This window comes from Devosia sp. WQ 349K1, from assembly GCF_016595685.1.
GTDB lineage: Bacteria > Pseudomonadota > Alphaproteobacteria > Rhizobiales > Devosiaceae > Devosia.
Genome location: NZ_JAENGO010000001.1, coordinates 544,861 through 556,323 on the forward strand (window position 1 = coordinate 544,861; position 11,463 = coordinate 556,323).

Sequence of the window (11,463 nt, forward strand, 5' to 3'; positions counted from 1 at the left end):
CGCAGTTCTGGCGCGGGAGGAAATATGGCCGATATCGTTCTCAAGGACGTCAGCAAGTCCTATGGTGTGGTGAGCGTTCTTGACCACGTGTCGATGCACATACACTCAGGCGAGTTCATCGTCTTTCTCGGCCCGTCCGGCTGCGGAAAGTCGACCCTACTGCGCATGATCGCCGGACTTGAAGAGGTCAACGGCGGCGAGATCTATATCGGCAATGAACGCGTCGATCAGAAGCCGCCAAACCAGCGCGGCGTCGCCATGGTTTTCCAGAACTACGCGCTCTATCCGCACATGACCGTGCGGGACAACATGTCCTTCGGCCTGCAAAACATCGGCACCCCAAAGGCAGAAATCACCCGCCTCGTTGATGATGCCGCTCGCATGCTGGAAATCACCCAGCTCTTGGATCGCAAGCCCGCGCAGCTCTCTGGCGGTCAACGCCAGCGCGTTGCCATTGGCCGCGCCATTGTGCGCGACCCAAAGGCTTTCCTGCTCGACGAACCGCTGTCCAACCTCGACGCAGGCCTGCGCGTGCGCACCCGTCTCGAGCTGGCGCAGCTGCACAATCGCATCAAGGCGACGATGATTTTCGTGACCCACGATCAGACAGAAGCCATGACTTTGGCCTCGCGCATCGTCGTCATGAACAATCGCAAGATTGAGCAGATTGGCACGCCTATGGAGATCTACACCCGCCCAGCGACCCGTTTCGTTGCCGGGTTCGTCGGCTCGCCGGGCATGAACTTCCTGCCTGTCACGGGTTCAGTCGACAGCGTCGGCACAGCCAAAGTCACCATCGGCTCGGGCGACGTCATTGCCACCGCAGTTCCAAGTGCAGGCCTAGCCCAAAGCGGGCTCACCTTGGGCATCCGTGCCGAAGCCGTTCGCGTCAGCAAGAGTGATGAGGGCGTAACCGGTACGGTGGATGTCGTGGAACGCCTCGGCGAACGCACCCTCGTTTACACGCGCCTCACCGATGGCTCGATTGTTGTTGCTGAAGACGCTGGCCTCAGCACGGTCAGCGCGGGCGACACGATCAAGCTCACCTTTGATGGCGCCACTGCCATCCTGTTCGACGAAGCAGGAAAAGCCTACCACGCTGTCCAATAAGGCAGCGCCATAGACGCAGGGAGCCAGCGCACAGCGCCCGTCACGAAGACACCCCTGTGAACAGAGTTCAGGATCGCGAGGAGCGTTCTGAAGTTAGGCGCGGATCGTTTCGCCAGCGGTTCGTATGCCGGAGGAAAGGCGACGGGGCTCTGCCCCATGGGAGGAATAGTCGTGAAGAAATTCATCAAGATTGCCCTGCTTACAACCACAGCAGCTATGCTGTCGTTCGGCGCACAAGCAAAAGAAACTGTTGTCTGGTGGGACTTCCTCAGCGGCGGTGACGGCGTCCGCATGAAGGCGCTGATCGAAAAGTTCAACGCTGAACACGCAGACACCATCGAAATCCAGCCAACCACTCTCGAGTGGGGCGTGCCTTTCTACTCCAAGGCGCAGACCTCTGCTGCCATTGGCGAAGGCCCAGACGTGATGACCTATCACCTCTCGCGCATGCCGCTCGGCATTTCGACCGGCACCTTGGCTGAAATCACCGCCGACGATCTGGCTGGTGTTGGCCTCTCGGGCGACAACTTCGCTGCTTCGAACTGGCAGGCTGCTCAGGCCGATGGCAAGCAGTATGCTGTTCCATTCGATATCCACTCGGTCATTCTGTACTACAACAAGGACAAGCTGGCCGAAGCTGGTCTGATCGGCGACAACGGCCTGCCAACCGGCCTCGATGGCGTCGACAACTTCAACGCTGCACTTGAAAAGCTCCAGGCTGCCGGCACTCAGTACGGCGTCTCGATCCACTCTGCAGCGGCTGATAGCCAGTGGCGTATTTTCCTCGGCCTGCTGGCTCAGCAGGGCGGCGAGTTCATGGACGCGAACGGCGAGTTCCTCTCCGGCGACAACCTCGACAAGGCCGTCAACGTAACCGAACTGGTTGCCTCTTGGGTTGCCAATGGCCAGGCTCCAGAACAGACCGACTACGCAGCGTCCATCGCGCTCTTCACCTCGGGAGAAGCCGCTATGCACATCAACGGCGTGTGGGAAGTTCCTACCATGACCGACCTGCATGCTAAGGGCGAACTGTTCGAATGGGGCGCCATCCAGCTCCCAACCTTCTACGACAAGCCAGGCACTTGGGCTGACTCCCACTCCTTCGTCATCCCGAACAACGTTGGCAAGGAACAGACCGCTGAAAAGCGTAAGGCTGTGATGGAAGTCATCGCTTGGATGAACAAGAACTCGATCTCTTGGGCCAATGCTGGCCACATCCCAGCTTACACCGCCGTCCGTGAAAGCGAAGAATTCAAGAACATGCAGCCAAACGCTGTGTATTCGACCCTCGCCGACACTGCAGTCTTCGATCCACAGTCCAAGCTCGCTGGCGTTGCCTCCCCAGTCTATGACGCGGTTGGCAACTACATGGTCCCCGCCATCAACGGCGAAATGGAAGCCCGTCAGGCCATCGAAGAAATGCGCGACGATCTGAACGATCAGCGCGACTAATCCCAAACCTCTCGCCGGCCGGGGCAACCCGGCCGGTCCTATTGTCTAGCAAGCGCGCGCAAAGACCGCGCTCTATCGGGGAGCCTTGGGATGATTAGAAGCAGACGTTCCGAGATCACGTGGGCCTTGATATTGGTCGCGCCATTTGTCGCCGCCTACCTTGTGCTCTTCATCTGGCCAACCATCCAAATGGTGTTGCTCAGCTTCACCGACGCGCCGCTCATCGGCCCCGGAAACTGGATCGGTTTGGACAATTATTTCGAAATGTTCGACGATCGCCGCTTCAAAACGGCAGTGGTCAATACCGGCTATTTCGTTCTGCTCACCGTCATTCCCAACACGCTCGTGGGCCTGCTCATCGCCATTGGCGTCAATCGCCTCAAAGGCTGGCAGCAGTCTCTCGTCCTCGCGCTGTTCTTCCTGCCCTATATCCTGCCCGTGTCCGTGGTCTATCTGATGTGGAATTGGATGTTCGACACCCAGTTCGGCATCATGCAGGGCCCGCTGACCATGATCTTCGGCAAGCCCACCCACGTGTTCCGCACCACTTGGCTGTTCATGCCTGCGGTGGCGCTCGTCACCATCTGGTGGACCTGTGGCTTCAATATCCTGCTGTTCTTGGCTGGCCTGCGCTCGATCTCCCCCGAGATCTATGAAGCGGCCTCCCTCGACAATGCTGGGCGCTTCAAGCAGTTCTTCCGCATCACTTGGCCGCTGATCTGGCCGGTAACGGCGCTGGTCCTCACCATCCAGCTCATCCTGCAGCTTAAAATCTTCGATCAGGTCTATCTCTTCGTCCAGGGCGGACGCGCTGACCCCTCAATGGTTCTGGTGCAGTACATCTACAATCAGGCCTTCCAGAAGAGCGAAGGCGGATATGCCGCCACGATCTCTGTCGCCCTCTTCGTCATCATCATCACCGTTTCGGTTCTGCAATACACGGCGCTGCGCGCACGAGGTGCAAAATGACCGCTATGACCTCGAGCCTACCTGAAAAGACCGTTTCGACGCGCAAACTCAACATCATCAAGACCGTCGACAAAGTTGGTCTGGTGATTTCACTGCTGACCATCATCTGCGCCGTGGTTTGGGCCTTCCCGCTCTATTGGGCGATCATCACCAGCCTCAAGCCCGAAAGCCAGGTGGTTGAGCCCGGCTTTGCCCCATGGCCCCGCACATTCACGCTGGACGCCTACACGGCCGTTCTATTCAACACCAAGATTGGCCTTTGGTATTTCAACTCCATCGCCATTGCGCTGCTAACCACCGTCATCGTGGTACTGATGTCGGCCTGCTGCGGCTATGCCATCAGCCAGCTTAAATTCCCCGGCCGTAAGGTCTTGTGGTTCGTCATTCTCGCCAGCTTCATGGTGCCTATTCAGGCCCTGATCGTGAACCACTACATTCTCGCCGCGCAGTTCAAGCTGATCAACACATGGGCAGGCATCATCATGCCTTCGCTGATCGCGCCGATGTCCACCATGATCTACAAGCAGTTCTTCGATGGCGTTCCCAAAGAATTCCGCGAAGCCGCGATCATGGACAACACCAATGAATTCCGCATGTTGTTCCGCATCTTCCTGCCGATGAACTGGGGCGTCACCACCGCGCTCGCCATCATCACCTTCATCGGCGCATGGAACTCCTTCCTCTGGCCATTCCTGGCCGTCACCAAAGAAGAAGCTATGACCGTCGCTGTCGGGATCACGCAGGTCAACGATGCCTTCGGCGTTGCCTATGCCCGCGAGCTCGCCTCTGCGGTCATGACCGGCCTGCCCGTCGCCATCGTCTACCTCATCTTCCAGCGCCGCGTGACCCAGGCGATCATGCTCTCGGCTGGCGTGAAGGGCTAACACATCCAAAAAACTCCGCTTCCAAAACCCCGCTTCGGCGGGGTTTTTCTTTGCACGCGTAACAGCCCAAAACAAAAGACCGGCAACCATTTCGTTGCCGGTCTTCATGCGTGAGATGAAGGTCCTTTGCCTTATGCGTTGCGCATCCAGACCAACATTTCGCCCGGCGCGCGATTGTCCCATAGATGATAGGGCACGAGCCTTGCATTGACCGCCTCTGTCGCAGCCTCCGCTTCCGCGTAAAGCGCATTCCCCCAGGCGCCAGCACTCTCCTTGAGCACCGGCAGATCAATGGCAATGGCCCCGCGCAGATCGGGAATAACCGCAGTCTGTGCCTTGCCCAAGCCATTCCCCAACAGAACGGAATTGAGCCCCACGCCGTTGTCAGCGCCTTCCATGCAATAGACCAGCGGCCCACGCATGATCGCCACCCTGCCCGCATTCTGGCGGACATAGGGGTGCGCCCGGACCGCACGCGGCTCAAGCGGCAACGTCAGCTGGATCACATCGCCCTTCGCCCACTCGCGCTCAATGCGCACATAGCCATCGGCCCCCAAGTCAAACAGCACAATAGGCTGCCCGTTGACGCAGAGCTTTGCGGCCCGCGCCCACTGAGGGATACGCAGCGACACCGCGAAAGTTGCGCTTTGCTCTGGCGCAATCTCAATGGCGATATCACCCGACCACGGATAGTCCGTCTTTTGCGTCAGCGTGAACTTTGCGCCATTGGCCAGCTCCACCCGCGCTTCGCTCTGGGCATAAAGGTGTACGGCGATTTCATCATCCGCCACCTGATAGATGTACGAGCCCAGCGACGTCACTAGCCGCGCAATGTTCGGCGGACAGCACGGGCACGGATGCCAAATCCAGCGGTGGTGCTTGCCGGTCGACTCGAGCGGGTTGTCATAAAAGAACGTCTTGCCATCCATGGCGAGGCCAGTGATCGCCCCGTTATAGAGCGCCTGTTCCATCGTATCCGCATAGAGCCGCTTCGGCCCACGCCCCAACATGCGCGACGCCCAGAACACCAGCCCAACCGACGCGCAGGTCTCCGCATAGGCCGTGTCATTGGGCAGGTCGTAATAGTCGGTAAAACCTTCATTGGAATGCGCCGGGCCGATACCGCCGGTCACATACATCTGCTTTTGTGTCAGGTCCGCCCACAGCGTTTCCAGCGTCGCTGTCAGGCTGTCGTCATTATACTCGGTCGCAAGGTCCGCCATGGCCGAATAGAGATACATCGCCCGAACGGCGTGCCCCACCACCTTGCTCTGCTCCCGCACGGGAGCATGGGACTGCGAATATTCCAGAATATTCTTCTGCCAGCCCTTCGGGTCGCGACCGAACGCCTTCGCTTCTTCCATAAAGAAGTTCGGCGCTTGCCCGCGCTCATCCACGAAGAATTTGGCTAGATCCATGTAGGATTGGTTACCGGTCTCGCGTGCGAGGCGCACCAGTGCCAACTCGATTTCTTCGTGCCCACAATAGCCGCGCATCTGCCCCGGCCCATAGCCAAACTTTGCGACGCAGTAATCCGCCATGCGGCTCATGACATCCATGAACTTGCGCTTGCCGGTTGCCTGATAATAGGCCACCGCCGCCTCAATCATGTGCCCGGCACAGTAAAGCTCATGGAAGTCGCGCAGATTGCTCCACTTCCACTCCGGCTTAATCCGCTGGAAGAAGGAGTTGAGATACCCGTCCGCGTCCTGGAGCTTGGCGTACATGTCGATGATCTCATCGGCCCGCCGCTCCAGCTCTGCATTGGGCTTGCGATAGAGCGAATAGGCAATGGTCTCGATAGACTTGGCCATGTCGCTATCCCAGAACATCTGGGTGGTCCCGCCCCAATTCATAATGGGAAGAACCACGCCCGGGCTCGGCACATCCGGGTTAATCTGCTCGAGCATCCGCGCCGAGACACAGCGATCCAAAAGCGTCTTGGCGGTCTCGTCGCAAACAGCGTCCTGCCAATCCCCCCAATACCCACCAATAGAGACGGATGGCACAGGCAATGGCCTGAACTGACGGTTCTCAGAAATAGTCATTCTCGTTCCCATAGATAGTCAGCGCGCAAGCCCCTCGGCCGCGCCCTCCTCATGACCAGTCTATAGAGATTCACCCTTCTGCCATACATGATTTACGGCAATACCGCGCCTGCAACGTAAGGCCCGAAAACAAAAAAGGCAGGCCGAAGCCTGCCCTCTCGCACTATGTCTGTACGCCTAGCCGCCGGCGACCATCAGCATCACCCGACGGCCATCCTCCGCCTTGAGTTCGAGCCCTTCAGGCGAGGTTTCTGCGTATGAAACCTGCTCCAGCGCATTCAACAGCGCGATGGTGTTTTTATACGCCGGACAGCTGTCCTCATAAAAACCCTCTACCTCGCTGAAAGTCACCTTCGGCAGTGCGATCTCAACTTTCGCTGTCCAATCGGTTTCACACCCCGTTTGCCCGCCCACATGACCGAATTCTCTATCTGAAACGACAAGAGTGGTTGGCGCCAGCTCAACGCCTTCGATCTTGCCTTCATATTCGATAGCGACCCAATGGAGGTCAAAGAGCTCATCGGTCAGCGGCACCGCCTCTTGCGCCGACACGGCGCCACAGGCGCCCATCAGGCCCAAAGCGAGTACGATATTGCGAAGCCCAGCAGCGTTAAATGGCATCTGTGAAAATCACCTTCTTTGAATAGCTTAGTATCTTAGTCCTGCGCACTGCATACCAAGATCAAGCAAACAATGGTGCTTTTATGGTGACGCCGTCACTTAACAAAGCTAAATGCCCCCGAGCATAGCTGCAAAGCAGTCCATCAATATCCAAACCAGACAATGGGGCGTCGAAAGGCGGCTCCTAAGTCTGAAATCTATCTCTAATCCTATTCCCCACTGAACAGCGCCCCCGAACATCAATCAAAAAACAGGCGTGTAAAAATCAGAACCCACCACAACCAACAACCTCAAAAACTATATTAAAAGTGAGACTGCATAATATATTCAGGAATCAGATATATTATAAAACATCAAACAAATTGGGTAGTTATCACAAATGAAACCACTCTTTGTTGCCATAATCTCGCTAACCTCTGTCGTATCTGCAAATTCCGCAGATGAAACTTTCATAGCACCACCCCCCATAAACAACTACAACTCAACCTTCGATTGGTCTGGGGGCTACATTGGTGCGCATCTTGGCTATGGCTGGCAACGCGGTCATTTCGCTGACAGCGAATACAATGGCGGCTTTCCGTCTTTCCCTGCTTATGCGTTCGATGTTGATGTCCACGGTGCCGTATTGGGCGCGCAAGCTGGCTACAACTGGCAATCGGCCGATGTCGTCTACGGCCTAGAAGGCGAGCTAGGATATATGAGGATTGAAGGCAGCGCTTTCCCGCCTTTCTTAGACCCATTCGACGCCCCCTATGATGGGGCCGGGACATTTGGAGGGGGCTGGTACGGTAGCCTTGCTGCCCGCCTCGGCTACGCCTTAGATCGTTCGCTTGTCTACGGAAAAATCGGCGGGATATATTCAGGCGCGCGTGTCGGCTTCCTAGACACCTGCTCGACTGGCACATGCGGTGGCGGAACGTTTGATGCGTCTCGCGACTTGGGGCTCGGACTTGTTGTTGGCGCAGGCCTAGAGCACGCGATCACCGACACCATCACCGCAAAGGCCGAATACAACTTCAACTATTTCGGTAGTACCACGATCTCTGGCCCGGGTGGCGGCACATCGACGGGGCTCGATTTCAATATCGGGTCGAAAGTGTCAACGCATATCGTAAAGATCGGTCTGAACTATAAGTTCTAACGCGCAATACACGACAGGTTTTAGTTGAATTGCACAAAGCGCTCAGCGTAAGCGGAGACTAATCATAAGTCTGCGTTGCATTTAAAAATGCAACTCACGCTCAAGTACTGGCGGGCAGGGAGGGAGTGCCACAAGCCTTTATTCTCATGGCCTTATATTGGCTAACCACCCCAAAATCTCGGACTGAGGAATCAACGCTTTTTGCCAGCAATGGCTAACCCCTTATGATGCCTTAGAAGACAGTCTCACGAACGACCGGCATAGTTGGGGAGGCCACATGCAGGTTTGGAGGGCGCCTCTAGGTTAGCGGACTTCGGCAGTACTTCAACCACGCTGTGAAATGAGTTTTGATTGCAACATCAACGCTGACTGATCATCACTCAGCCGCGGATGTTGCATATCGTTTAGCGAGTTCGTCGACGATGTGCTCTGCGTCCTGCGCATTTGCACAGATCACCTGCTGCTCCAGCGGCAAAAGCTGCTGGTCTAAGACCACCCACCTAGCTTGCTCCATCGACTGCTGATCAAGAATGTCGGAGATGGCGCTCATCGCAGCTAGAGGCACAAGCGCCGTGACGAAAGCGCCATTCATGGTGTCGCGCGTGCGTCGATTCTGCAGGAAGTAATTCAGGGACCAACCCAGCCGACCGCGGTTCGGCTGCGAAGGGTCATAGACGAATGCTAAGATTGGTAGATTTCGGCGATCTGCTTCGCTCGCTGCAGCTTCGATTGTACCGACCGGCCTGTTCTCCTTGAAGATGTCCGCCTCGGGCGGTAGAGCGTTGGGATCACTGACTGCAGTTATTAGCCTGGCAACAAGCCAAGCTTGAACAGCTGCATGGAAATTCTCCCCATAGTCGGGTTCTGCAAGGTCCGTTCGGTACACGTTGTCTTCGGCCAAACGAACCACTAACTCCTCACCTGCAGGCACGACCTCATAAGTGACCGACAGTATGCGATCTCTTGATCCCGGCTCCGACAAAGTTAACGTGTTGACGCCGAGTGCGCCATCAACGCTCCATCCGGTTTGGCTGATCGACAGTGTGCCTCCTATGGATTGCCGCACCTGATTGAAAACTTGTTGCACCTGCCTAAGTGCCTCGCTGAGCTTGGTGATTCTCTCATTCAGGTGGCGGTTAACGTTGGTATCAAGAATCTCGCGGAGAGCAGCTATGTCCTGTTCTGCCGAAGCTCCTGTTGGCTGGTCATGCATTATCCTCTCCAATCGTTCGTGCATCACCTGAGTTGAGGACATGCGGTTGACCAAACGTGTGGCAAAAGCTTCGTCAAATAAAGCGCGAAGCCGAGCCAATTGCCGCGCTGCAACACGCTGAAGCTTAGCGAGCGCGTCAGGTCGCTGGTGTGGCAGTCTCCCATGCCCGTCTTCAAGCACGTCAGGATGGTCGCCTGTCAAAACATAGAAAAGAATGCCCGCCGCGAAACTAATGTCGGATCGGGGATCCTGTTTGGACAGGCTGCCCGCCGACAGTTCGGGTAGCCGAAGGAACCTGTTTCCAACTTCTTGATGATCCGCCGTTCGGAAATCGATGTTGGCCAGATTATGATGGCTTAAGCCGAAATCGAGCAGCCAGACTTGGGCTGGATCACCATCTTCTAGAATGATGTTGTCAGGTTTCACGTCGCGATGGACACATCCTTCTACGTGACAGGCCCCAAGGATATGGAGCAGCCTCATTGTGATCATCACGGCAATCTCAACTGACACCGAAGCTTGTGCCTCACGCCAAGACCGAAGCGTACTCCCGTCAATGAACTCGGTTACGATGAACGGGGTATATCCCCCATCTGCGTGGTGATGAGCGTTGCTTTCTATGAGCCTAGGTATTCCATCTACGCCGAAGCTATCATAGGCAGTCGCCTCGCGAAAAAAGCGGGCCCTGCGCTCAGGGTCCTTTTTAGACTTGATAATTTTCAGGAACGCGATGTTACCATCAGACAGGCTGCGCACTTTATAGGCGTCGCCCTGGCCTCCTCCTTCTAGCGTCTCAATCTTCTCCCAGCGCTCACTCCAGGTTGGGCAATCGACCCATGACGATGAATTGTCTGTCATCTAGGGCCTCGAACATACTTCTCTGCGTTCAACACAGGATGCGTTCATTGGACCACCAGCTTTCCGTAATAGAGTTGCCTTCCGGATGGCAATTTTTTGGCAAACGCACGCAATTTTGGAACGACCTAAATGGGGACGGTCGCCGACCGTGGCTTTTGGGGTGGCTTGCACGCTGGGAGGTTTCGGGCGGTGGACGGGGAGAGCAGTGTGGTCACGCTTCATGGGCTGCTTCTGTTGACAACGTTTTGATATGGCCGATCAAGTGAAAGATGAAATCCGTCATAACCAGAGAGTTCAGGCTGTTCTGCATGGTGCTGTAGGTCACGATGCCATGCAGTGATGCGTGACGGTTTGGAACCGCGTCCGCGACCGCTGCTGCAATCTCATCGGGGCGCCTGACGGCCTTGTACAGATGCTTTTCCAATTTGATATATAGCGCATAGCCGTAATCCGTCGTCAGCACATGGCCGACCGGAAGTTCCCCAATCGCTGCGGCAAAATCCGGAAGGCTGGTTATGGGGAGTTCAAGCGACTTACCGCTTTTCGCGTCTTCCTTGCGGTATGTTCGGAAGCCGTCATATAGCTCGGCGCAGGCCACCCGTTCGATCTCGGGGAACAGGGTCCGAGGCACAGAGCGATAGAGGCCATGCCTATGACTGACAAGTGCTTCCCTGAAGGTTGCATTGGCTTCTTCGTCAAGCTGACTAGCTTCTAGCCGTCCTAAGAAGGCGCTTTCGACATCGCGCCAGTTCTCCCGGTAATGCTGCGCAATGACGGCACTGATTTCTTCTGCCGTCATCTCGTCGTTGATCTCAGCGAAAGGTGTTGTGTAATGCGGTAGCCATCCGGACGCTTCAATCCTTTTGGATCGCTCGATGGGTTCGCTAATATCCCTGAACAGATCGACTGCAGGCACCCACGCGGCTAGCATTTCCTCGCTCATCCGTCGAAACGCCGCCCCAGCCTTGGCCAAATCGTCAAACATCGATTCTGGAAACAGCGTCGGAATTTCGAGGCTCGGGAAGGTGAGCGGACGAAAAAAAAACGTATCTGTCAGGGATAGCGGATTGTTAGGGACCTTGTTGGCGCCCCCATCGGTTGCAATTTCGTCTTTGGTCATTCTAGCCTCGGATATAAGGATTCGCTTTCCGTCCTGTTATTATATAG

At 56.2% G+C, this 11,463-nt stretch carries 9 protein-coding genes; 5 read left to right on the plus strand and 4 right to left on the minus strand.

Annotated features, from left to right (window positions below; all coding sequences use genetic code 11):
• The first annotated feature begins 24 nt into the window (after positions 1 to 24).
• The 4 genes from JHL21_RS02345 (at position 25) to JHL21_RS02360 (ending at position 4,415) form a co-directional block, all read left to right on the plus strand.
• Positions 25 to 1,110: an ABC transporter ATP-binding protein gene (locus tag JHL21_RS02345; RefSeq protein ID WP_169196334.1), complete on the plus strand. Its 1,086-nt coding sequence runs from the start codon at positions 25 to 27 to the stop codon at positions 1,108 to 1,110.
• A gap of 171 nt (positions 1,111 to 1,281) precedes the next feature.
• Entirely contained in the window at positions 1,282 to 2,562 is a 1,281-nt protein-coding gene (locus JHL21_RS02350; protein WP_169196333.1) for an extracellular solute-binding protein, read from the plus strand.
• Between the two features lie 90 nt (positions 2,563 to 2,652).
• A complete protein-coding gene (locus JHL21_RS02355; protein WP_200211712.1) occupies positions 2,653 to 3,531 on the plus strand; it encodes a carbohydrate ABC transporter permease in 879 nt (292 codons plus the stop codon).
• A gap of 5 nt (positions 3,532 to 3,536) precedes the next feature.
• Entirely contained in the window at positions 3,537 to 4,415 is an 879-nt protein-coding gene (locus tag JHL21_RS02360; protein ID WP_200212251.1) for a carbohydrate ABC transporter permease, read from the plus strand.
• Positions 4,416 to 4,546: 131 nt separating this feature from the next.
• Here JHL21_RS02360 and JHL21_RS02365 read toward each other — a convergent pair whose 3' ends face one another.
• Both JHL21_RS02365 and JHL21_RS02370 read right to left on the minus strand, forming a co-directional pair.
• Positions 4,547 to 6,463, minus strand: a complete 1,917-nt coding sequence (locus JHL21_RS02365) for a glycoside hydrolase family 127 protein (protein WP_200211713.1) — start codon at positions 6,461 to 6,463, stop codon at positions 4,547 to 4,549.
• A 177-nt stretch (positions 6,464 to 6,640) separates the two neighbouring features.
• Complete coding sequence (locus JHL21_RS02370) at positions 6,641 to 7,084, minus strand: hypothetical protein (protein WP_200211715.1); 444 nt, start codon at positions 7,082 to 7,084, stop codon at positions 6,641 to 6,643.
• 379 nt (positions 7,085 to 7,463) lie between these two features.
• Between JHL21_RS02370 and JHL21_RS02375 the strand changes: the two genes are divergently transcribed.
• Entirely contained in the window at positions 7,464 to 8,225 is a 762-nt protein-coding gene (locus tag JHL21_RS02375; protein WP_200211717.1) for an outer membrane protein, read from the plus strand.
• A gap of 376 nt (positions 8,226 to 8,601) precedes the next feature.
• On the opposite strand, the gene JHL21_RS02380 is transcribed toward JHL21_RS02375, so the two are convergent.
• Complete coding sequence (locus JHL21_RS02380) at positions 8,602 to 10,296, minus strand: protein kinase (protein ID WP_200211720.1); 1,695 nt, start codon at positions 10,294 to 10,296, stop codon at positions 8,602 to 8,604.
• A gap of 211 nt (positions 10,297 to 10,507) precedes the next feature.
• Positions 10,508 to 11,416: a hypothetical protein gene (locus JHL21_RS02385; protein WP_200211721.1), complete on the minus strand. Its 909-nt coding sequence runs from the start codon at positions 11,414 to 11,416 to the stop codon at positions 10,508 to 10,510.
• Between the last annotated feature and the right edge of the window lie 47 nt (positions 11,417 to 11,463).